The organism is Pseudoalteromonas sp. MMG033 (assembly GCF_057197785.1).
This window is the reverse complement of sequence record NZ_CM170070.1, coordinates 3,029,673-3,054,511: the sequence shown is the minus strand read 5'-3', so window position 1 is coordinate 3,054,511 and position 24,839 is coordinate 3,029,673. Positions and strand designations below refer to the sequence as shown.

Annotated in this window: 19 protein-coding genes; 15 read left to right on the top strand and 4 right to left on the bottom strand. The window is 39.9% G+C overall.

Annotated features, from left to right (window positions below):
- Window positions 1-342: 342 nt before the first annotated feature.
- The 6 genes from AC2CZC_RS13425 to AC2CZC_RS13400 all read left to right on the top strand — a co-directional run bounded on the left by AC2CZC_RS13425 (window position 343) and on the right by AC2CZC_RS13400 (window position 11,713).
- On the top strand, window positions 343-1,695 hold the full coding sequence (locus tag AC2CZC_RS13425) for a S41 family peptidase (RefSeq protein ID WP_484582155.1): 1,353 nt from the start codon (window positions 343-345) through the stop codon (window positions 1,693-1,695).
- Between the two features lie 514 nt (window positions 1,696-2,209).
- Window positions 2,210-5,779: an amino acid adenylation domain-containing protein gene (locus AC2CZC_RS13420; RefSeq protein WP_484582154.1), complete on the top strand. Its 3,570-nt coding sequence runs from the start codon at window positions 2,210-2,212 to the stop codon at window positions 5,777-5,779.
- A 493-nt stretch (window positions 5,780-6,272) separates the two neighbouring features.
- A complete protein-coding gene (locus AC2CZC_RS13415) occupies window positions 6,273-7,934 on the top strand; it encodes an H-type lectin domain-containing protein (protein ID WP_484582153.1) in 1,662 nt (553 codons plus the stop codon).
- A 443-nt stretch (window positions 7,935-8,377) separates the two neighbouring features.
- The gene (locus AC2CZC_RS13410; protein WP_484582152.1) at window positions 8,378-9,271 is read left to right on the top strand and encodes a hypothetical protein; all 894 of its coding nucleotides are present in this window, start codon (window positions 8,378-8,380) and stop codon (window positions 9,269-9,271) included.
- 358 nt (window positions 9,272-9,629) lie between these two features.
- On the top strand, window positions 9,630-11,168 hold the full coding sequence (locus AC2CZC_RS13405; RefSeq protein WP_484582151.1) for a hypothetical protein: 1,539 nt from the start codon (window positions 9,630-9,632) through the stop codon (window positions 11,166-11,168).
- A gap of 329 nt (window positions 11,169-11,497) precedes the next feature.
- The gene (locus AC2CZC_RS13400) at window positions 11,498-11,713 is read left to right on the top strand and encodes a hypothetical protein (RefSeq protein WP_484582150.1); all 216 of its coding nucleotides are present in this window, start codon (window positions 11,498-11,500) and stop codon (window positions 11,711-11,713) included.
- Window positions 11,714-12,043: 330 nt separating this feature from the next.
- On the opposite strand, the gene AC2CZC_RS13395 is transcribed toward AC2CZC_RS13400, so the two are convergent.
- Complete coding sequence (locus AC2CZC_RS13395; RefSeq protein ID WP_484582149.1) at window positions 12,044-12,967, bottom strand: glycosyltransferase; 924 nt, start codon at window positions 12,965-12,967, stop codon at window positions 12,044-12,046.
- Window positions 12,968-13,061: 94 nt separating this feature from the next.
- Here AC2CZC_RS13395 and AC2CZC_RS13390 point away from each other — a divergent pair, with 94 nt between their 5' ends.
- From AC2CZC_RS13390 to AC2CZC_RS13360, 7 genes are all read left to right on the top strand, one after another.
- Window positions 13,062-13,274, top strand: a complete 213-nt coding sequence (locus AC2CZC_RS13390) for a hypothetical protein (RefSeq protein WP_063362110.1) — start codon at window positions 13,062-13,064, stop codon at window positions 13,272-13,274.
- 501 nt (window positions 13,275-13,775) lie between these two features.
- The gene (locus tag AC2CZC_RS13385; protein WP_484582148.1) at window positions 13,776-15,446 is read left to right on the top strand and encodes a leucine-rich repeat domain-containing protein; all 1,671 of its coding nucleotides are present in this window, start codon (window positions 13,776-13,778) and stop codon (window positions 15,444-15,446) included.
- Window positions 15,447-15,793: 347 nt separating this feature from the next.
- Entirely contained in the window at window positions 15,794-17,122 is a 1,329-nt protein-coding gene (locus AC2CZC_RS13380; protein ID WP_484582147.1) for an alpha/beta hydrolase-fold protein, read from the top strand.
- An 81-nt stretch (window positions 17,123-17,203) separates the two neighbouring features.
- Entirely contained in the window at window positions 17,204-17,893 is a 690-nt protein-coding gene (locus AC2CZC_RS13375; protein ID WP_484582146.1) for a response regulator transcription factor, read from the top strand.
- Window positions 17,886-19,235, top strand: coding sequence for a sensor histidine kinase (locus AC2CZC_RS13370; protein WP_484582145.1), 1,350 nt, complete (start codon window positions 17,886-17,888; stop codon window positions 19,233-19,235). Before AC2CZC_RS13375 ends, AC2CZC_RS13370 begins: the two co-directional genes overlap by 8 nt.
- 238 nt (window positions 19,236-19,473) lie before the next feature.
- Complete coding sequence (locus tag AC2CZC_RS13365) at window positions 19,474-20,007, top strand: hypothetical protein (protein WP_484582144.1); 534 nt, start codon at window positions 19,474-19,476, stop codon at window positions 20,005-20,007.
- A gap of 144 nt (window positions 20,008-20,151) precedes the next feature.
- The gene (locus AC2CZC_RS13360; RefSeq protein ID WP_484582143.1) at window positions 20,152-20,835 is read left to right on the top strand and encodes a hypothetical protein; all 684 of its coding nucleotides are present in this window, start codon (window positions 20,152-20,154) and stop codon (window positions 20,833-20,835) included.
- Window positions 20,836-20,901: 66 nt separating this feature from the next.
- On the opposite strand, the gene AC2CZC_RS13355 is transcribed toward AC2CZC_RS13360, so the two are convergent.
- From AC2CZC_RS13355 to AC2CZC_RS13345, 3 genes are all read right to left on the bottom strand, one after another.
- The gene (locus AC2CZC_RS13355; protein ID WP_484582142.1) at window positions 20,902-21,780 is read right to left on the bottom strand and encodes a CPBP family intramembrane glutamic endopeptidase; all 879 of its coding nucleotides are present in this window, start codon (window positions 21,778-21,780) and stop codon (window positions 20,902-20,904) included.
- A gap of 133 nt (window positions 21,781-21,913) precedes the next feature.
- Window positions 21,914-22,072 (bottom strand): hypothetical protein, encoded by a 159-nt coding sequence (locus AC2CZC_RS13350; RefSeq protein WP_155731878.1) that lies wholly within the window; start codon window positions 22,070-22,072, stop codon window positions 21,914-21,916.
- Between the two features lie 370 nt (window positions 22,073-22,442).
- The gene (locus AC2CZC_RS13345) at window positions 22,443-23,570 is read right to left on the bottom strand and encodes a DNA alkylation repair protein (RefSeq protein ID WP_484582141.1); all 1,128 of its coding nucleotides are present in this window, start codon (window positions 23,568-23,570) and stop codon (window positions 22,443-22,445) included.
- Window positions 23,571-23,927: 357 nt separating this feature from the next.
- Here AC2CZC_RS13345 and AC2CZC_RS13340 point away from each other — a divergent pair, with 357 nt between their 5' ends.
- Window positions 23,928-24,134 carry a hypothetical protein gene (locus tag AC2CZC_RS13340; RefSeq protein ID WP_484582140.1) on the top strand — a complete coding sequence of 69 codons (207 nt, stop codon included), beginning with the start codon at window positions 23,928-23,930 and terminating at the stop codon, window positions 24,132-24,134.
- Between the two features lie 292 nt (window positions 24,135-24,426).
- Window positions 24,427-24,762: a hypothetical protein gene (locus tag AC2CZC_RS13335; protein WP_484582139.1), complete on the top strand. Its 336-nt coding sequence runs from the start codon at window positions 24,427-24,429 to the stop codon at window positions 24,760-24,762.
- Window positions 24,763-24,839: the final 77 nt, after the last annotated feature.

Sequence of the window (24,839 nt, the reverse complement as noted above, 5' to 3'; positions counted from 1 at the left end):
CTATCTCAACACCCTTGCGGATCAACACGTGGATTTACTAAGCCTGATTTATCGGTCAATTCAGTCTGCTGCCAACGGCGGTTTAAAATGACAGCGTACTAAGTTAGAGATTCGTACCATTTAAGGTAGAACATACAGAATAACAGTTCCAATGAGATAATAAGCTGACAAGTATTAGGCCGCCCGTCACTCCTTAAATATGACTATAAGATATTAATTTGTGCGCTTATCAAGCGTCAAAGTTAAAACATCATTATTTTAATAACTAAAATAAATTTAAACCTTTTGTGATTGTGATGCGTCAAACTAATCATTAATAAGAATAAAAGGAATAACGCCTCAATGATGAAAGTTTTAAAAATAATGTGCGCGCTTACCGTCGCTTCATGTATCAGTATTTTTTCGGCAAATTCCCTAGCAAGCAGTAATACTACACACGCTCTACAACATACCATTTCGCCAAAGCAAGCCAGTGAAGATTTTGACCAATGGTTCAATTGGTTGCACCAAACTCATCCCGATTTATCTCACAGTGTGCAGGATGTAGATAAGTTCTACGACACCGTAACGCGAATAAAAACCGAGTTAGATACGCCGATGACTGCAATGGCATTTTGGCAAAAAATAGCGCCGCTTAATTCAATGCTAGCTGATGGGCATTTAAAAGTAGGCCATGGCTCATCTTCTCAGTGGAGAGAGTGGATAGCCCAAGGTGTAAAACTATTCCCTTTCGAAGTGAACATTAAAGATGATGGTCTCTACATAGCCCGCGATCTAGGCAAGCAAAGTAGCCAGTATCGAGGCGCAAAAATACAATCTATTAATGGCACAGACGCAGAAACACTGTTAAAGCAATTACTTGTAAATACTCATGGAGATACACTCGCATTTCGCAAAGATGTATTACAAAGCCAGTTTAACCGTTTGTTTTATATGACCTTTGGTCCACAAACATCATTTAAAATCGAGTATCAGCAGAACAATAAAACAAAACATGTGACGCTCGATGCAAAAGCTGCCATCCCAACCGCGCTGGCCAAATCGTCGTTCTCAGATGAATTTAATGTTTCTTACCACAATAAAACAGCGGTTCTCCAGGTAAACACGTTTGCTTGGGATGACTTCAAACAATTTTTAAACTACATGGACTCAGTATTTACGGAGATAAAAGAGAGAAAAATTAATCATTTAATTATTGATATTAGCCGCAATGGCGGTGGTAATGATGATATGTGGATGGCGGGTATTATGCGCTACATCGCGGATAAGCCGTATCGTCACTTTTCTACTTACCGTTCAAAAGTGCTACTAAAATACAGAGATCCAGGCCAACTCGTTGGTGCGATTGAGCAAGGCGAAAACACCCGTTTAATCGAGCCGGAAACGCACCTAACTAATTTCTATCGTGGCAAAACATCACTTCTGATTGGTACGGGCACTTATTCGTCGTCTATTGTGTTTGCCAATACAGTGCAAGATCACCAGTTTGCTCAGCTAATTGGTCAACCAACTGGTGGCCGAAGCACACAAAGTGGCGGTATTCAATTTATGCATTTAACTCACAGTCAGCTTCAGATGATCTCGCCACGATTTATTCTCACTCGCCCAAGCGGTAATCAACAAATGACACCTGTTCAGCCGGAGCTGTCTATTGAGCAGCTTGCGCTGCCAGAGCAAGTAAAGGCGATGCTTTAACATCGCCTCTAAGCAAACGTCATGTGCCACAACATGGCGCTTGCTTTCATATTATCGCACCGCCCTATTCAAGGTATTTGAATGTAACCAAGCCACTGTTTCAGCCACGTGTATGGATACACGACATCCAACTAAAACTCTTCACACGCATTCTTAGCAGCCTCAAAATTGAATTGATGACAGCTATAATTTCCTGAGCATTTAGATGTAAAACCTCGAAGTTAATCCGTTTAAAATCGTATGAAAAGCCAGCTTAGTCTGGTTTTTAATTTTTCGATAGTACCTGCTCGGACATGGCTAAAGTATGAATTGAGCGGATGCAGTGTATTTGCAATTTACCAGCACTGTCGGACTTACATTAACTGTGCCATTGTAAATGCTAGAACAGTCACTTGTTACGACCCTAACACTTTTAATCCCAAATTACTTGTGCGTAATTGACAGCGCATTCTGATACCTTTTATACCCAGTTTGATAATAATCAAATCAACAAAAAGAATAGAAGGAAACGCAAATGCAGAAGGCAAAAAATAGTTTGGTGAGTGATGTTGTTCACTCTGATCATCAGACAGTGTACGGGCTGATACACTGTCAATCAAAACAGATGCCTCATCGTACCGCAATAATAGATGGGATAGAGGAGATCAGTTATGAAAAGCTGATGCTTGCAGCTTGGACAATTGCAGCTGAAATTGAAGCACAGAATATTCCCAGAGGCTCGCTGATAGCTGTGTGTATGGCAAGAAAGTGGCAACTGATCGCGGCGATGATTGGCATACACAAAGCAGGTTGTGCTTATATACCTCTTGACCCGAACTACCCAACAAGTCGTGTGGAGTACATGCTATCTCATTCCGGGGCTCAGGCTGCGATTGTTGATAGTGATGACACAGCGGCGTTGTGTGCAAAAGTCGAAACGCGTATTCGTTTAGATACTCTCGACTTATCTCAACAGTGCATAGAACCAAAAACAGATATTAACCGCGATGATTTGGCGTATGTGATCTATACCTCTGGTTCAACAGGCAATCCTAAAGGTGTTGCTGTTGAACATCACAGCTTGGTCGCAATGAGTAAAGCGCTTAGTTGTGTATTTGGTTCAACAGAATTGCAAGGTGTGCTCGCTGCTGCGTCAGTGTGTTTTGATACATCAGTGATGGAAACGTTGGGCACATTATCACTGGGTGGAACCATTTTACTGGCTGAAAATGCGCTCGGATTGATGACTTTACCACATGCAAATCGAGTTAAAGCCTGCGTCATGGTACCCTCATCAATGCATACCATACTCAACTCAGGAGCTTTGCCTGAGAATATCGAATGTCTTGTTTTTGGGGGTGAAACGCTCAAGCTCTCATTAGTTAATAAAGTGCATGCGCTTACTCCTAGACCTCGTGTAGTTAATGCCTATGGCCCGACAGAAGACACTGTATTTTCAACACTTAAAGACATTGATGTGGGAGCGCAAACCATCACTATCGGAAAGCCTGTCGAAAATTCAATTGCCTATATTCTAGATGACGCCCTCAAGCCTGTAAGTCAGGGCATGGCTGGAGAGCTTTTTTTGGGTGGCGATAAGTTAGCCAGAGGCTATTTAAATGATGATCAGCAGACGCTTGAAAGATTTGTAGAGCTTAACATCGATCATCTAACACCTAAACAAAGGTTATACAGAACAGGTGATTTGTGCCGCTGGACCGACACCGGAGAAATAGAGTTTTTAGGGCGAATAGATCAACAGGTTAAGATCAGAGGATTTAGGATCGAACTGGGTGAAATTGAGTCGGCTTTAGAATCGATACCATTTATACATGCAGCCGCGGTGAGTGCGCTAGAAAGTGATACTGGGCAACAGTTACTTGTGGCGTATATTGTAGAAAAGCCTGAAGCACCAGATCATGAGGCGTTAAAGTCATTGCTGCTAGCGCGGTTACCAAAATACATGGTACCACACTTGTTTATGTCTCTAGACTGCTTACCACTTTTACCAAATGATAAGTTAGATCGCAGCAAGCTGCCCAGCTTGGCGCAAGTCCGATCGGCAAATCTAACCCAACCTCTGGCTAAGAATGAGCGCGAAATACAAAGCCAGAGTGCTGAAATGATGGCACGCATTCAACAAGTTGTTGCAACGCTTTTAGGTATTAAAGATGGCCTGCTTATCGATGATAATGCAAGCTTTGAAAGCCTTGGCGTGGACTCATTGAATTTGCTGGAACTTGCAAGCAGGCTAAACAAAGCATTTGGCACATCTTTAACCCCTGCATTGATATTAACGTTTCCAACAACCGCTTTGCTGGCTAGCCACTTATTGGCTGAACAAGCCAACTCTCCCAAAGAAAAAATGCCACATACCAGCGAAACTCTGAGCCAGTTTCAAATGCTATTGCAGTCTAGTCATCCAACATTTGGCTGTGCAAGCGCACAAGCTTGGAGCATAGACGATAAAAGTCTATTTGTTGAGGCAATATTGAGTATGGTAAATCGCTTAGGGATCAATCCATACGGAAAAATTTTGCGTACAGGGAGCGCGTCCAAAGGTCTCATTGGAGATAGTTATAACGATGAGCAACGTGAATCAATAATTTGGTCTACGAACTTGTACTTTGGACTTAACCGTGACCCTCAGGTCATTGAACATGCGACTGATGCACTGCACAATTACGGCACGGGGATGGGGATCTCAGCCGCCGCTACAGGGATGACGGATCAACACGTTGAATTTGAGAAAGAGTTTGCAAAATTGGTTGGTAAAGACAGTGCCTGTCTTTTTCCGACCGGATATACGGCAAACCTGGGTGCCATATCTGGTATATTGAGTGCTAATGACATCGTGGTTATTGATCAGCTTTGTCACGCCTCAATTGTTGACGGAGCAAGACTCAGCGGGGCCACTATTCGCACTTTTAAACACAATGATAAAGACGATTTAGCAAATGTACTAGCGCAAGAACAGTCGGCATATCGTACAACATTAGTGGTATTAGAAAGCGTATATAGTATGGGTGAGGGAACCGCCCCTGTTGCAGATATCGTAAAAACGGCTAAGCAATATGATGCATTGGTATTGGTAGATGAAGCTCATTCTTTTGGCTTTTATGGCGACAAAGGAGCCGGTGTATGTGCAGAGCAAGGTGTTAGCGACCAAGTTGATTTTATCATGACGACTTTAAGTAAAGCGATGGGGAGCATTGGCGGTGTGATTGCTGCCAGTGAACAGCACGTCAATTTACTAAAGTCGGCATCGAGAGCTTATATTTTCCAAGCATCTATTAGTCCAGCGGATATCGCTGCGGCACTGGCGTCTTTGCGCATCTTGCAAAGCGATGATTCAATGCGGGCCCAGCTGTGGGATAGAACGCGTTATATGCGCCAAAAGCTATTGCAAGCAGGTTTTGACTTGGGCACTGGTGATGGACCGATAATAACCCCGCATTTTGGAGACAAAGACAAGTTATATGCGATTGTCCGGAGCTTATATCAACGCGGAGTGCAGACCTTAGCTGTGACTTACCCAATTGTTGAAAAAGGGCGTGGACGGCTACGCTTTATATGTTCAGCATCCCATACCTACGAAGACATTGATTATACGGTTAATGCATTAATTGAATCCGAAAAAGAAGTAAATAACCAATTAAGCCAAGCTTCACAACAAAAAATGAGTGATTTGTGTGCTGTTCTAGACACCGAATTACCAAGTTTGAAAAGCTGGCGAGAAGGGTTTGTCCGTTATCTCAATGGTTATTTACCTAGTGAAACAAAGCCACAGCCAGACCTTGCTATATCTATCTACCTCAAACCCACTAATACCGCTGTCACTTTGGTCGTTAAAGATGGCCAAGCGTATACTCAGTGCGAACAGGTAAGTGGCATAGCTGATTGTGAATTGCATATGACCAGTAGCGAAGCTTTAAAAGCCTTATTATCTGGTAATGTACAAGCGTTACTTGAAGCTATCTGTGATGCTGGTTGCATATTAAAAGGGCAAACAGAGGTGCTTGTATGGTTTGTCGCAAGGTTAATTGAGCGAAGTGTCAGCCGAGCTCAAAAAGGCGCTCTAGAGGATACATACGTAGATATATAGGTAAACTTGGACTGCCAGTGGGCTTATCAAACGAGTGAAAATAATTGAGCGCCAAGTGCGCTTAATTACTTTTTAAAAAGTAATTTATTTCCGTGCTTTATAGATCTTGTAGTTGGTTAAATTGGCCATGTTGTGATTGCCGACATGTTTGATACGAACCACTAATGCAGTGTACTCGAATGTTGATATGGATTACCACCAGCAGCTATTGCAACGAACAGTGAATAAAAACATACATAGACACGCCATTTATGCCGCTCATATTTACCCACTACCGGAACAACTTAACCGCTAACCCTTCTATAAAGACCGTTTAAGAAAGTGACTCGGTGTAACAATTGCCTTATGCACAATAGTTGGGCATAGTCTGTGCAGGTTACAAAGTTATAATGGACGCACTCACCTTTCAGGACAAAGGCCCACATAAATAAAAATTATGTGTCATTTCTTTGTGTCATTTTATTAATTTAGGATATGTATTAGGGTTCTAATTATGCTTAAGATGCCACACACTTTACTTTCTATTTTTGCTCTTTCTACAACAACAGTTTCAACCTTTAGCAATGCAAATAGTTGTGAGGGCGAACTATTTTCAATTAACTCTGGTCGCGGAGCACCAGGCGTATTATTTAGCTTGCAAGAGCAAGACAAAACCGCCAAAGCATTGTCTATGGCTGAGTTTAGCTCAGCGGCGATGGCTTATGACTCAACGCTTAAACGTATGTACTATACCTCTTCACCAATGCCATTTGAATATAAAGTGGATTTAAGCGAGCTAGATGCGCCCGCTGAGGTGCTTGCGCAGATCCCTGTTCAGGGTGACCGCTTTAAGTACAATCGCTTAGCGTACTACGATTTTGAAACCAAAACACATCACAGAGTGGACGGTATTACCAAGTCTTTGATTGGTATGACATATGATGCGCAAAACGACCAACTGTTAGCCAATAGTTACACCAAGCTATACAGCATTGACAAGTCAAACGGCAATACAACAACCCTAATGCACTTTGACGGAGTTGAAGGTGAGTATCGCGGTGACCTTGTGATTAAAAATGAAGAACTATATTTGGTCACTTCAAGTGCTGTGTACTTGATTGATCGTAGCGATCCGCAAAACTACAGTATGAGCAAGCTGTCTGACCATAATTTAATTGCTGTAACAGGCGCGACCCTTGCGCAAAATGGCGACATGCTCATTAGCCGTACCGTCATAAATGATCATGGCCATCAAAATCAATCTGAGCTTTATAAGCTCAACCCAAACACGGGGGGTACGTGTTTAGTGGCGACTTTACCATTGCGTATCAACGATTTGGCGACCAATACCGACAGCTCAGTTGCTTGCTATACCCAAGACCCGTGCGCGTTAGACAATAAAATTACTTTGCTTTCTAACACCATTGTGAACGACTTGGATCACACGTGGCGCACCTATGGCCTTGGCAGTACAAACTTTTATGCGCCCGCTGTATTCACTTCAGCGCCTACCTTTAATGGTGGCCATGGTGGTGTAAACCGCTTACAAAATGTGTCTCCAACTTCATTCGAAGTGGCATTTAAAGAATGGAATTATCTAGATCAAGTGCATCCTAATAAAGAGTCATTTGACTATATGGCACTGGAACAAGGCCGCTATACGATGGCCGATGGCACCGTATTAGAAGTAGGCAGTTTTGAGTTAAATGGCACTAAAAACTTTAACAGCATTAGCTTTGAACAAGCGTTTTCTGCTAACCCCTATGTATTTTTACAAGTGCAAACCTATGAAGGTGGCCACACTATTGCAACGCGTGTAAAAGACATTTCAACAACTGGCTTTAAAGCAGCATTCTTTGAGCAAGATACACTAAATGAAGGCCATACCACCGAAGTGGTATCTTACATTGCGATTGTTCCAAGCACGGGCTCTGCCGGTACACTCGACACCCAAGCCGGCGCAAAAGGTTACAGTTTATTCAGTGCCGATATTGATCATAATGGTGGCCAAATTGGCGAGCACTTTTACGTGTTAGCTGAAGAAACCTCTAAAGATGCAGAAACGGCACATACACTTGAAACCTTACACGTGCTCGATGTTGCAGGTGTAAGCCTAGTTCAGCAAGTGAGCAGTAATGGTGGCGATAACTTAAGTATTCGCCGTATTCAGCAGTAAATATCTTATCTTAAGCAATAAAAAAAGCCTGTACAGCTATGCACTGTACAGGCTTTTTATTTTCCGCTCATCGTTTGCATTATTATGCGTCCTGAATTGCCTTTCAGATCACAATGCTAAACGAGGTGCCCTGCCCTATTGGCGATTGTTTTTAATGGCTTACATGATGCAATCAGTACGTGATTTATTTGCGCACTTTAAACTTAACAGGAATTATCGATGTCGCTACGGAACGCGGCAATAAAATGAGCATACGATGGCAAGACTGGCAAATGTTTGCCTGTTTGGTCTGAGCTTATACGCACCTACATGGCTGCTGGAACGATAAAACCCGAGTGGCCCGAAATTTGCTACTTTTCTCTGTTCGTTTTATCTGCTTTTGGTTGAGAGGAACAACTTCGCAGTCAAAACACGCTAGACAGAATCTCAAAAGGAGCTGAATTATGCAAATTTCCCATTACGCAGGTGCGAGAGAACCCTATTACAATCGCACTCAGTCTATTAAACATGATCAATCAGTCAAAGAGTCGAGTACGCCATCGGATGAGGCGTCTTTTTCTACTCGCCTTGAAGGCAAAGCAAATTTGACTTACCTAATTAAGCCGGAGCACGTCAAAGTAGCCGATAAAGATCAGTTCGCTATGTTAAATCAAGACATGAGCCCGCTGTCTTCCAAACATACAGACTTGGCCGACTATTATAAACAACAAGGTGAGCAGCAGGATGTTGTTGGCATGATCAAGGTTGATGGTCAGGTCATGGCCTACTTGCGCGGAGATGGCTCTTACGCAGGTCGAAGTGGGGTACAGGATTTGTTCCGTCAGGCTGGCGGTGATATAGAGAAATTGAAGTCGTTGGTTGAACAGCATTACCCTGGAAGTGGTGAAGTCGAGTTTTTTGAACAAGGCGAAGGGCCAACAAACGCAGAGGTCTTTGAACTGTTTAATGGCAGCTCATACCAAGACTACGCTCAAAAGCAGGTCGCCATTCATAAGGAAACTGAGTTCAACGAAATGTTGGCACAAGATCAAGCATATCGAAGAAAGCTGATGTTCGATCAAACACCTCAAACATCCGTATTTCGTGTCAGTGGTCAAGTGGTCGGTAGTATGGATGATCAGGGGTTTGCTGATGTGGGTCAAGCGTTGACAGCCATGGCTGATCAGCGAGGCATTCAACGAGAACAACTCAAATCTCTGTTTACATTAGACTTTGATAGATCACCAGAAGACTTTAAAGCGATGCTCAATGACGTGTTTGGTGATGATGTGCAACTGGAAACCTTCAGCTCACAGCAAGCCCCAAGCCGCGCTGAAGTCCGAAGCATGGGTATATAAAAACCATTAAAAGTGTTGCGAGGGCTGCCAAATCAATACAAGCCCAGTAGACGTGAAGCCTCGAACGTTGACCCGCTTAAATCATATAAAAAGCCAGCCTCGTCTGGTTTTTTATTTTTCGATAGCGCCTGCTTGGCCATAGCTGAAGTCTAAATTAAGGCTAAGCATTAAACTTGGCACTTAAATCAACGACTCTGATCCTATGATTACTTTTGATCCCCCTGCCCTATAAATTAACTTTTTAATTACAACACCACTCTCTTCGGATACTATCGGTGCCGGATATTCCCTCCTATTGGATGGCAGGATATTTTATTGAAAGGTTAATTTAATACATAGATCAAAAGGAAAGTTGCAAATGATTTTAGCTAGGTTTCTAACTATGCTCTTTGCTGTTTTCACTTGCATTTCATATGCAAGTGAAAGTAGTAGCGATACATTTACGTCCCAAACGCTGGGTAATTTAATTCAACATGGTGACTTTGAAAATGAAAACTTATTTAAGTTTCCATCTAATAGCAGCAGCATTGCCTATTTAACAGATCAATCTCCGATCAGCGGAAAGCGAAGTGTAGAAGTTAATTTTACGGACTTTGATACCTATAGTCCTTACTTTCACAGGTATGTTTTCCCTGAAAATACTCAACTTTCAAGCTTACACTTCAGTGGCTTAATAAAAATGGTGTCAGGATTTAATACAGAGTCCATTATTGCCGAAGCGCATTTGACTTATCATAGCGATGGGATATACCCGTATACTTATGAGCGAGTAACACTCTCACCAGGTCATAACTCAAACACATCATTCAAAGTTAATCTCCCATTGGATGAAACCCGAAAGATAAAGCATGTGTATTTAAAGTTTATGCACAATCGAAATCAGCAAGATCTGACCGTATTGCTTGATGATTTGGCGCTTCATGTTATTCCAAAAGGGACTAATAACCTGATCCCGCATGGCGATTTTGAAAGAGAAAACTTATTCAAATTCCCTTCAAATAGTAATAGCACCGCGGGTATAACAAGACAGTCTCCTATCGTCGGCGAACAAAGCGCAGAAGTGCACTTTACTGACCCTAACGTATATAGCCCTTACCACCACACGTATACTTTCCCAGAAAACACGCAGCTTTCTAGTTTACACTTTAGCGGGCTATTACAAATTACTGCTGGCTTTGACACTGAATCAGTCGTTGCTGAGGCACATGTCACCTATCATAGGGACGGCAAGTACCCTTATACTTATGAACGAGTGACACTCTCTGGCAATGCAGTCACGCCTTTTCATGTGAACTTACCCTTAGATGAAACCAGAAAGATAAAGTTGGTACATTTAAAGTTTATGCATTATCAAAACAGCCAAGACATGTCTGTACTTCTTGACGACCTTGCCCTTCACGTCGTTCACACAGAGCGTCCTAATTTAATTCCTCACGGCGATTTCGAGCACGAAAATTTATTTATATTTCCATCAAATAGTAGCGGCGTTGCCCACTTAACAAATCAATCTCCAATTCGTGGAGAGCAAAGTGTCCAAGTCCAATTTACCAATTTTAGTGTATACAGCCCTTACTACCATACTTATGTATTTCCTGAAAATACCCATTTGAAGAGTTTAAATTTTAGTGGGCTGTTGCAAATGTTGACCGGTTTTGACACTGAATCTGTAATTGCAGAAGCACATGTCACTTATCAACGTGACGGTCAGTATCCCTACACTTATTCGCGAGTAACTTTATCGGGTAACGGTAATTCCGTGACACCGTTTGATGTCCATTTACCATTAGACGAGGCCAGAGCGATCAAGTTGGTGAATTTAAAGTTTATTTATAATAAAAATCAGCAAGATACGACCGTTCTACTGGATGATTTAGCTTTGAAAGTAGAAACTAAATAACACATTGATATGCAATATTTTTAGTGTTCTATTATACAGGCAGCCATCGCTGCCTTTTCATCTTAATGTGAATAAAACCTATATTCCAAAATACATCTAAGACATCAACTAACATCGCATTTATAATAAAAAAAGCATTAACCAACCTTTAATCACCCCAACACTAGTTAAATATTATTTTCTATAACAACCCTAGATTCCTGTATTAAAAAACAGACACCTTATTTAATTAACATTTAAAAAATTAATTTTTTATAATGAAAACCATTGTTAATTATTTTAATTTATCGTAACTTAAATACTAGATTAACAACGTAAAGGAAATAGATATGAAATTAAATCTAAACAAAAAGAACTTAAAATCCCTTTCTTCTGACAGTAATGCATTTCCTGCAGATCTAACACCTCGCGTCGGTGGTGGCAGAGGTAAACCGGTAGATTCTAAATATACTTGCTATATAGACTACACAGACGGAGACGTTTGCAACACAGTCACTATTCCAATTTTTACAGGATATAAAGTGTGTATAGTAACAGAGCAGTAAATCAAGCAATGAGCTCACTTTAAAATAAAGTGGGCTTTTTTCAAAAGTAAGAAGTCATCTGAGGCCATTGCAGATAGACTGATTCATATATTTATCTATAAGTTGTTATAGGATATAGTTTTACTCAGTGTCAGGGATAATTATTCGTCATGCTATATTAATTTATAATACCAGAGAAGCGTAAGCCGCATCATTGATATGGTACGATGTACTTATGCTACCCTATGTCATGTATTCATTTGACGGAGCAGAACTTCTCATTTCAAGCAACGAGTTAAGCTCGCCCGAGAACAGGGCTGGCAGATGATGCTTCGGTCTAGTATTTATTTACTAAAGATCCACAAATTCGCGGTTAAATGCTAAAAAATCATCAAATGAGCGAGTATTAAGGTGTTTAAGATAGTAATCTCTGTGCTGCGCTATTTCAGACGCTGATTGCGATAGCATCTGCATGACACAATCATTTCCTGCCTCTAATACTGAGCCTGCCAAAATAGCGTCAATATGTTGTTGTGCCTGAGCTTCCGGTTGCAAAACAGCGGCAATATATAATTGATTGTACAAGTTCAACGCAGGAGTGAATTCATAAGGACAGGATTCACGATATACGTGGCCAACCGCCAGATCAGGGATCAACGCACATCGTCCCCCAGCCATAAACGCCTTGGCACTCAAAAACTGCTCATCACCTCCCCACTCCAGCAGTCCAACTAGACCGCCAATTTCTTCATAAAATGTTCTGCAAAAACAATAGAACGCACCATAAATACACGGAATAGTAAGATCTGATGTTGGTTCCAGTAACCAATTTATGTGCTGGAAATCCTTCGGCTCTTTAACTGGAATATAAACGCCACACCCCAGTGGTGCTGCTTCAACCTTTTCCCAGTCAGTATTAAGATGTAACGACTTACTACAAAATAGTGTTCTGGGCTCACTTTGGATCAGGTGTGCAACCTGGCTGTCCCAGCCAGAATCATAAAACTGCATGTGTGCATCTAGTAATACAATATTGTCGTATGAGGCAATTTTAATACCTAATTCACGACAAGCCGCTACACCGATCCTGAAAGAGTTACGTATATATTCAGCTTCAAATGTCTTTGCATGCTTTTCATAATCATAACCATCATCACTGGCATCATTTATCAGTATGATTTCTATGTCGTTCGTAATAGTTGCTTTGATGCTTTCTAGCGTCTTCTTGACATTATCGCCTTCATTCAAAAATGGGATAACCACACTAATACACACTGGCAAACCTCACAATTAGTAAACTAATTGACTCAATGTACCTGTAGTGGTACGTTAAATCAAGATTTACAAAAAACAAACAAAGGAGTGACAAATGAAACCATACTTAAACAAAAAGAACATTAAGAAGTTATCAAGTGACAACAAAGATATGTTGCAGGCTGTAACACCTCAGGTTGCCGGTGGAATACGTTCATTACCGCCAACAAACCCAATGCAGGACTGCCCTATGACAAAAGACAAAACACGTTGTGTTGAGTGCTTACCTACAGGTCCAGTGACATGCCCTTGCCCACCTGTGGGCTAAACAGCCTATAGGAGCATTGGCTCGAACCTTTTAATTCACGCAGCTCTGAGTATTCACTTCGCATACACCACAACTGAGCTGCGTTATATTATGAGGTAACTAGCGGCGGTTACCACTGAACAGACAAATCAAAAACTCTGTGACTTGTTAAGAACATAGGCGCAAGTATAGTTACTCCATTTATGCCATCCACTATAAGACACAATCTGATAAAGGGCCGTTAGCTACTTTAGGTCAGGTGCGCAGCCAGCCTGTCCCAGCCAAAATCTTTTGCAACTCATTACAACCCACAATTTAAAAACCAATCTCTAACATAAAAACAAAGAAAAGCTCAATAATCACACGTTAGCTATCAAAATAAGTTCTATCTACTCAATAAATATAAATAATTGACATTTTGTAAACAAACATTACTATGCTCCCATTATTTACACAATTCAAATTTACAAAACTCAACATTAAAAATCAGCAATTTGGAAAGCTGAAATAAGTGAAAAAATAATGAAACTAAAAAATATACTCTTGGCGCTTTGCGCTACCGGGATGGTCGCATCGTGTGGAGGTGGCAGCAGTTCATCTCAAGACTCACCAACAAGTACACTTGCTAATACGCAGCCAACAAGTACACTTGCTAATACGCAGCCAACAAGTACTACAGCCAATTCGAACACTCAGACAGATTCCGCGAATAACAGCCAAACTGATAATATTGATAACAGCGGAAGCGCCTCAGAAGACGCAACATTAGTCGCTCCTAAAGAAGTCGTTTCAGAGCACTTAAAATATTGTATAGAAAGAACAGCCAAAGAATCCGGCTGGAAGACGCTAGAAGACATTGAGGTTTTGAATTGTGACTTTGATAATAAATCAACCATTGTGAATAATATCAGTGGTTTGGATAAGTTACCTAATTTAAAAGAGCTCCAAATAACGGGGGGCTATTGGGACTATGATACCGAGCAACTCTCTGATTTATCGCCACTCTCTACTTTGAAATATCTAGAAGTTCTGCATATTGACTTTGGTAACGATATTCAATCGATTGAACCTTTAAGAGGCATGGAGTCACTTAAAAGTTTACATATCTGGCCAATGCTTTTTGAAGACTTAGACCCTATCTCTACACTCACAAATTTAGAGTCGCTTAGCATACAAGGCGCGCCCAGCTCAGGTGCAGAAGGCGGTAAAATATACCAAAGAAAAGTAACTGATTTTTCTGCACTAGAGAGTCTTCATAAGCTACAGCACTTGAATTTATCTAGACTAGATTTCGCCTTTGTGGATTACATCGGTAAACTTTCTTTCCTTGAAAATATGCCCAGCCTTAAATCTCTTTATTTGACTGGCACACCAATCAGTGATTTTAATGGTATACAACACTTAACCGAGCTGGAAAAGCTCTCCCTCACTTCAAGGTTTATAAACGACGACCCTCTGATAAAAGCAGAACTTGAAGCCAGTTACCAACATTTATATTCATTATCTAAATTAAAGTCTTTTCGCTGGGACCGCGTGCAGGAAAGCCCACTCGATGTACTAAAGACATTTAAACAGCTTGAGTATTTAAACTTACGAAATTTTACCATTTCCGAAAATGATAATAGAGCTGAGATTATCGGTTCACTGAGCACCCTGAAAGAGCTGCGCCTTGTATTAGTTAATAACTTTCCGCTTTCAAAGTTACAACAACTTGAAAACTTAGAGAGGCTAAATTTCTCTTCTGGTTCTTTTGACCCAACTCACTTTAACTTCCCAGTTGCTCTTTCTAATTTAAATCATATTGTCCTACAGCGAGTTTCAAGCTCTACAGATACACCATTAACCTATGGAGCATTTGCACCCTTACCTAACTTACAACTAATATCCATCGAAAATTCTGACTTAGAGAACATCGCACTTATTAATCAAGCCGCTAATCTTAATTGGGTTAGTTTATCAATTAATGAGTCTGAAGATTTATCCTTCTTTTCAACAATGGATAAAGTAGAAAATCTAGCACTCACTTCAAATGGTGCACTAAACATTGACCCCTTATTACAAATGAAAAGCTTAACAAACCTATTTTTATACCAACATGATATGTCTGATTTATCTCAGTGCGACAGTATCGCTAAGTTCAAGGAATTAAGACCTAATGTACAACTGAGTATAAATTATCTATGTAGCTCATAAAATTAAGTAATGGCTTTGATTGTGGCTAAGACAGGTTATCGCTACTAAATCACCATTACCTTTTTATTTAATCAGAAAACAACCTACTCTACCCCCTTAAAAGTGGGTAATTAACCCTATAACTAATTAAATTCACTATACTCAACGTTGGTATTGACGGCAATTTGGGCTAACCCACTACATATTAAGATTTTAAAACGCCTGAAATTCTGATGACAAAAATAAAGCGATTCACATTACATAAAACCCTCCCAAAGAATCATTAAATAAGTTTAATGTTTAAAGCTGGATAATTTAATTTTTGATAATTATTATGAAGTTTAAGTAGACTAAAAATAATAAATATTATGGCCTATCTAATACATTTTTTAAGTATCTCTCTTGTAACACTTGCACTGGCATTTCCAACTGACGTGGAAGGGAGTAACCACACCGATCGCATTGAATATTGCGAAGACTGCACTAACGGAGCGATTAAGTTTCATTTTTTATCTGAGGTATTAGAGAACCGCCAAAGGGTCGATGTTTATTTGCCTAAAGATTATGATCTAGGGGCTGATAATATCCGCTATCCAGTGATATATACCCTAGACGGCTGGACACTTTCTGAGTTGGTGGGAGGTGTAGTTAAGCACCTTAGCCAAACTGCTTCAATGCCAGAAGCAATCGTTGTTTCCATTGACCAACACTATGCCAAAGGTATAACACCACAATTGTACAACAATCAAAGTGGCTGGTCTGATGATCCAAAAGCTAAGGCATTCTGGTCTGATAAAAACGGCGCAGATGATTACCTTAATTTTCTACAAAACGAACTGATACCATTTATTGACAAACACTATAGAACCAATTCTTTTAAAGCGTTAATAGGTATGTCGCCCACAGCAAGCTTTGCCATGCACAGCTTGATCTCCGAACCCGAATTATTTAATGCGCATTTTCTGTTTGCGGCAACAGATGTCATTGGCATGGGATATACACCTGAACAAACCTTGATAGATAGTTTGGTGGAAACATTAAGTAAAAAACCTGAACATAAGGGCATTTTATACGTTGCATCATCAATGCGAGAGGCTGACAAACAACCCGCCCAACAAAAAAATGTAGAGAAATTAACTAACGCCCTAAAACCATTTAAAAACTTTAAAGTAAAAGCTGAACACATAGAAAACTATGGTCATTACCCTATGGCTGTAACTGGGCTGCTATCCGCGCTTGATTTAGTTTTCCCTCGAGCAAAGTTCGACTCAAGCAGCATACTTAATAACATGCGTGAAAACCCGCAGAATGGCACTGTTACGCAGCAATTAATGCGCCATTATAAAACCCTAAGTGATTATGTTGGCTTCGAAGTAAAGCCGTATTCCAACCTCACAAGAAACGCCAACAGCCTGCGCTCAGTAACGAGAATGTTGCGAAAAGAAGGTCGCTTTGATGAAGCGATTGAACTAGGACAGCTATGGGTACAACAGCAACCTAAATCAGCCTATGCATACTATAAACTCAGCGAAAGCTATCTAGCCGCCAGTTTATATAAGGCCGCAAAAAAGCAAAATTCAAAAGGTTTAGATATTGCTAAAGCGAATAAAGATCCTAATATAGCCCATTATATAAATCAAAAAGTAAACATTGAGAAGCAACTCAAAGCTCAAACTCAAGAAATAAATAATGATTAAGGTTTATGCTTAAATAATAATGGGCTCATGGTTTTAATCACCATTTAACTTAAATCTAGAAAATATATAAAAATATATAGCATGAATATTTTATTAATTGAAGACGATAAACAAATAGCACAATATATATCCAAAGGGTTTAAAGAAGCAGGCCACCATGTTGAATGGGTAGATAACGGGAGAACCGGATTTACACTCGCAATAGAACACCCGTATGATGTGTGTATTGTCGACAGAATGCTGCCAGAACTCGATGGTATTGCGATTATTAAGGGGCTTAGAGCAACCAATAACTCAGTCCCAATTATCATTTTATCAGCCCTGTCGGATGTGGATGAGCGGGTAACAGGCCTAACCTCAGGTGCAGACGATTATTTGGTTAAGCCATTTGCATTCAGCGAGCTAGAAGCCAGAGTAAATATCTTAGCGAGCCGCCATAAAACTTCGCAGACAAACGACACATCTACAATTCAGTTTCAAGACATAACACTAAACCTCATCACTCGCGAAGTAAGCGCTAATGACTCGATTATCGAATTAAAAAATAAAGAATTTGGTTTATTAGAAGTTATTATTCGTCAACCTAATAGAGCTTTCTCACGCACCATGTTGATGGAAAAAGTATGGGGCTATAACTTTGATACGAATACCAACATAATTGACGTGCACATAAGCAACCTCAGGAAGAAAATAGAATCAGTAAGCACAAAGTGTGTGATCAAAACATTACGAGGTGTTGGCTACACATTGGAAAAAATTAATCATGAGTAGTTATATCGGTAGACTTGCTTTAATTTATGCCGGTATCTGCGTTGTAACACTCGTGATGCTTTTTCCGATTTATAAAGAAATTGAATCACAGCAGAAAGAAAATATTCGCAGTATGTTGGCCCCCGATTGTCCTTACTGTAAGTTGCGCAAACTATATATTAAAGACGGTCCTTTTGCGTTGAAGCAATATCTCGATCAAAACCCCAAATGGATTAGTGTTAAGTTTTTAACGCTCAATAAGTTAAAATGCTTTTCATCGTCTGTTTGGTTACAACAAGAGGTGAGTAAAGCCGCAGAACTCATAAGTTCAGACAAGTTATATGTCACATTCAATATTAACCCGTCCGCAGGTAAGAAGCTGACTCTCGTCTATTTAGAGCTTGGTAATTATGTCGTGGTAGAAGAAAAGCTTTTTAAGCCCGCAAATAAAGCAACTGAAGTCGCAGATCAAGCAAATAATTACTTAGCACTTAGCCTATTAATAACGCTAGTTATCATATGTGCTTTTTTGTTGTCGACACTGTACATAGCACGAAAAATCTATAAAAAAATAAACAATATCAGCCTTATCTCCGAGTCCATTAGCAAAACAGGAGATTTATCCAAAAGGATACCGGTCAACGAGGACAACAACGAGTTTAATCGTCTTGCAAAGCAATTGAATCAGACTTTTGCAACCATTGAAGCAAAAGTCAGCGACATAACTAATATGTCCAACACCCTAGCACATGAGCTAAAAACCCCTTTGACCCAACTCGCACATCAGATAGAAGCATTAAATATTCCTCATGACGAATATATCACTTTAAAAAGTAGTGCTGACAACGCGACCGAAGTATTTAACTCCATACTGCGGATCTCGCGCTTAGAATCAGGCAATGCACGACTAATAAAAGAGCTATCTAATATAGAAGAAATTATCACGGATTCTGTTGATTTGTTGTCGCCACTGGCCGATTTAAAGCAGCAAAACTTGCAGATGAACCTCAAACAGATAAAGGCCTTTGTAGACAAAAACTTAATTTTCCAAGCCGTGCTGAATCTTTTAGATAATGCAATCAAGTATGCACCTGATGAGTCTGATATTACGATTTCAACAATTATCAAAGACCACAAATTGATGATTTCAATCCAAAATGCTTGCGGGCCTATAGAGCAGAAGGAGCTTGATAATTTGACAAGCCGATTTGTAAGAGGCTCAAATGCCAACAATAATGATGGGCTTGGACTTGGCTTAACATTGGTAAATGCCATTGTCGCTGCGCACCAAGGAGACTTAAAGCTTGAAACTACAGCTGATGGGTTTAAAGCTTCATTATTAATTGCTTTTAAAACTGAATAAAAAGCTACAGTAAATGCTCACTTATCAAGAGCCTTAATTATCCGAATTAAGGCCTCTCCCCCTCATATAAATCATAAAAATATAAATAAATTAATACCACCCACATTATATAACACACAACTAAACTTTAAATTTATTTAAGCAACATATGATCCACATAAATGCAACTGTCGTAAAAAGGTTTGCCAATCGAAATCTATAGTTCATTGGTAATTAAAATAAAACAAGGATATTAAAAATGATAAAAATAAAGAGCAATTTACTAAAAGCACTATCACTCTCAGGATTAGCTGTACTTGCCACTCCATCTTTTGCGGCAGTTGATGTATTCGCTGCAAACTCTGCCTGTAACACCCTAGTAGGCACCACAGAAACGGCTGGAAGCGGCGGGATTTCAAATGGTTCAGGCGGACTTAGAGCGACCTCTGACCTAACTATTATCTCTTGCGTATTACCAACTAACACACCAACACCCGGTGTAGAAGCATTTATTTTAGATAAAGAAGTAGGCCTCAGCTTTGGTAGCACAAATAGCCAAATACCGAGTTTTAATGGTACTACAGCCTGCAGTTTAACGGCTTATGACCTGTTTGGTAATGTGAGGTTTTCAGACACAGACTTTTCAAGTCAAACGGGTAAACGTACTTTATACGTGAGATCAACTCGTTCAAACACCAATGGGTATTATGGATTTGCTTGTCGTTTAAGCCGCGGCGATGAGCTATATATGTATCAACTTTACCCGAAAGGACTTGAGCCAGGTACATTCTAAGCATTAAAAACTAAGCTTATTGTATATACAGTGTGAGTGTACTCAAAGGTGCACTCACTCTTAAGCGAGCTTTATATTCTGTTCGCTTTAAAAATTTAACCTTAATAATAACCATCTAATAAAAACGTTTAAGGTAAGCTCACAATGAAAATAATTGTCAGTATTTTTTTCACGGCAATCATCACAGCTTTTTTCACCATTAGCTATTTAAAAATAGATAGTCAATCAAGCGCATCACACAGTGTTAGAAAAAATAACGCAGAACATAAATTAGAGTCAGACTTAAACAGTGAGCAAACACTTACAAACAATATTAATAGCCAAGCTTCGACACGCGGTGATATAGATTCACTAATTGAAACACAAAACGCATTACTCAATACCTTAAACAATATGAATAATCGACTCACTGAGTTAGAAAGCAGGTTAAACCTAATTGAACCTCAAGCCATGCCATCTACTCAGCCATTAGCTCGACCTATTACACAGGCACAGCTTCAAGCTGCAATCTCAGATAGCAATGCGCGACAGGACTTTGTGCAAGCAGAAAACTCGTTTTACAGCCAAGGCCATGATCCTGCTTGGGATGCGCAAATGACCTCAGCTCTTGAAGACGTCGAAACCGTCTTGCGTGGCACGTTTGATGATTCCGTACAGATCAGTGCCCAAGAATGTCGCAGTGATAGTTGTCGAGTAGAGTTTTCATTAGAGCAAGACGACATCAGCCTGCATCCACTGATGCTAGCTACGCAGGGTAGTAGCAAGATGTTTTTTGATGAGCAAGTTATCAACGGCCAGAAAAAAACCATTGTTATTTACCAGCGCTAAAGCATCTATAAATGACACACCAAAATGTGAGTGCCCAATTATCAAAATGGTATAGGGCAACTTACATCAAGCTAAAAACGGATAAGTAAACAAGCAAAAGTGCATGAGATTAAACACAAAGTGAATATAAATAGGCACTAGAATATTATTGGTTTTTTGATAGCCATAAGCACAACCGACGCCCAACAGCGTCGCGATTAAGGTATATGCAACCCCTGCTGGAAAATGCACAATACCGAATAAAGCACCTGAGCACACTATAGTAAGCGCTTGCTGATATCTTTGATTTTGAAAGGCCTTGTGCATTTGGGTTTGTATAAACCCTCTAAAAAACGCTTCTTCTGCATAACACGTGATAAATAAGTTAGTGACTACCCAGCCTATTAATATGGGGCTCAGTTTTGGGCCCCACTCAACTAAGCCAGACACAACACCACCCGCTAATCCACACAAAATTACCACGGTTGATACTGCCAAAACCTGACTCATATCTTTGTTATTGCTAGCGCGCATACGTGGTACCACAAGCGACATTAGCGCAATAGCCGCCATGAGTTTGTCAAAGTTTAAATGTTTAGAAAATGGCACTGCGTTTTCGCTGACCAAATAGGATTCAATCACTAATGGGTTATTAAACCCGGGGAATGCATGAATAAAAAATAAGATAGAAACGACAAATATGCCTATGCCAAGGAGCCAACGAACTCCCGGTTGTTTACAGTAGTTAAACCCAAAGCACATTAAAAACAAACTTAGCACTCCAATCGCGCCATATGTCTCAACGACGCCAAAATTATAAGCGCACAGAAGCGAAATAAAGGCCAAAACGAGTGCTGTACGTTGCATCGCAAAGGTCACAGCACAAATCGCTAACAAGGCCGGAAGAAAAGATAAGATTATGTTTGCACTCAGGGTTAAGCCAAACAGTTCAAAAAGTGAATTCATCTCAATAACTACTTAAATTTTCACTCATCTGGGAGAAAAAATGCTGTTTTTACAAAGTGGTGCGTGAGAGTGTACGATGGTTCAAGTCAATTGAATAGTAAAATATAGCCCAGTGAAACTGGGCTCAGCTCAATTAGCAAATTTGCGCTGTTGGGCAAAATACAGGGGCAGTATGGCAAGCACCAAAGTCTCGACTATACGCTGATGCACCACCGCCAATTTGGCGTGTTTGCTTATCGTTTAAATTTTTAGTGCTGCTTAATTGTTTTAAGTTTACTTTGTTCAGCTTCATAATAAGTCCTGTTGTTAAGTTAGATTGTTTTTATGTGGATACGCAGTGAGTACACCGCTTATCCAAACAAGACTGTGTTCAATTAATGTACACAATGCAAGCTTAAAATGTTTCGATTATGTATCTAACTTTTTAGGTAACTGTTTTATAAGTTATTTATAATATTGAAATTTTATCATATTAGGCAAAATTGACAGCGCGATACAAATAACACTCTTCAAAATAATTCATTGCACTCAGAGCATAAAAACACGCTAGCCAATGCAAAAACAATCGATGCCGCTAACTTCGTAACTATTCCCCTAAACAAAATATTCCGTTATGTATGCCATCAGCTGGTCACACGCTGGTATTTTCATAAGCTGCAGATTTACATCTCTAGCTCAAACTGAGTATCGGCAACCACTTTACCATTTATCTGTAATTCAACTTTGTGTACACCAGGGTAATAAACGCGAGTCGTGATGGGCTTAATTGTATGACGCTTTTTAAGCGAAATTTGGCTTTTAGGCGCTAACTCTAGCGTTTTCCATTTAAACACTTTTGGTGATGTCGAGCCATTGGCTTTTTGATGGTGCACAATATAATCAATCATGAGTGGTTGCGTTTTATTATCGTCACTGTCAATGTTTGCCATCAATTCGATGTAAGAACCAAATTTAAGTTTGGGTGCAGAGGTACTCAGTTTTACATTAGATAACTGAGCTACGCTATAACCTAGCGCCTCTAAAGTACCAACATGACCATTTTTAACCAATGTTCGACAGCCATGCTTTATCAATGCAGTTCGCTCATAACTTGCATTTTGCAACCACTCAATGGCCACTTCACATACTCTATCAGGGTGATCCTTCGCGATGTCATTCAAGTTATTTGCAACAGAACGCCTTACATATTCACTGGGATCATCTTTGAGCAATGACAGCAACTCAATGACGGGCTCTGGATCATGAACAAACTTTTTTAAGCGTAAGCCCCAAGGGAGCCTTGGGCGACACCCTTCGCTTGCAAGCCTTCTTACGTCAATATTATCGTCCAGTGCCCATGTCTTCATCACTTCTAAAGTACGCTCAGGCTCTGCATCCAAAAAGTATCTTATCGCAAATTCAGCTGTATTTCGTTTTGTCAGTGCTTTTAGTAAATGCATAGAGCGCTTAAAATCTGCCCTGCCCCTTTTAGCCACATAGTCAGCCATAGGCAAAACTGCCCAACCAGAAATACCATTTTTATCGCTTACCGCAGAGCTCCATTGCCCTTCGATTTGATCTCCCAACGACAGCTCAATAATACGTGCTGCTTGTTCAAAATCTTGCGGTAGATACACCTCCAAGGCTTCACAAATTCGGTTACTGCGCTGCTTAAACTCAAGGCTATCAAAGTCAAGACTAATCTCTTTTATAAACGCATCATAAGAAAAGTCAGGGTAAATACGTTGAAAGTGACGTGCCATGTTGTGCACTAGGTCTAAGTCAAATACATTTTTGAAAGGTTCTGGCATGATATTTAAACACTCTAAGGCGCATTAGTTCTGTTATTGAGTAAACATACATGCAAAGCAACACAAACAAAAGTGCCTTATTTTGCTGCTTTAAATTCAAGCTTAGTGCATAGGAGCGCATTGATTGGTAGATCGAGCCTGTCGCGAGCTTATTTACTAAAATAAATAATTTACTTAATTTTTAAATTCTACCCATTAATAATACTATTCAAACCTAAGCTGTAAGATACACCTGAAAAAATTGTATTCACCATTTTTGTATTATATAAAACATATAGAACGCATTAGATGCGTATCTAAAATATGCCAATCTATAAAAATTCAAAGGCATTATTAAATCATCAAAAGGAAATTCCAATGAAATTAAAAATACAAAAAAAAAGTTTAAAAGCACTTTCAAATGATAAAGGCTTAGAAAATGGAGTCACGCCTCAAGTCGCAGGTGCACACTTCACACAAGCCTATGGCTGCCAGCAAACTGTAAGATGTGCAACGAACAACTCACAATGTTGTCATGAGTCTGATGAAGCGAGTTGCAGAATCGGTTGGTCTTGTCTGTGCTAATTGAGCTGCAATGCGAGTGTGTCAGCTAAATGACATACTCGTTTTAAGCTATTTAGTGATACCTAAGTCAGCAGTAAATAACTCGCCCCGCAAACGATATTTTACGCTATCAATCCATTCCAAAAAAGTAAAATAGAGTGAATGCATTCCCATAATGATAAGCAATAGAGGAGCAAAGATAACTCTGTTCAAGATCAATACCTACTCATATTTCACACTTGATGCCTTGAACATACGGGCTTTTGAGATGTAAACTAAGTGTAAAATACTATGAGGCAAAAAGGAGCTTCACATGGGAAAATCCAAACCTGCTAATATGGCAAATGTTGGGCAATGCAATGTTGAAGATGCGATAGAACAATTGACTCAACAAAATCATGAAATCATATCTGAAAAGCCGATCACCAGCGGTAAATTCTTTGAAGCCTTGCGCGATATCTATGTTCGATATTGTGATATTGCGTCTCAATTACAGAGCGCAGATAAAAAGATAGTCGCTTTTAGTGTTGACTATGAAACTCGTAAAACAAATGGCTTATGGAGTACTCACCCGTGTTACAAAGTGCATTTTTCAGATAAAGAGATCCTGCCTTTCTCAACTAAGCATACTAGCGCTTTTAGCCAGTAATACACAGACGGCAACACGATGCCTAAATGGGCATCGTGATCAATAACAGTATACTTTAAAAGCACAATACAACAGAA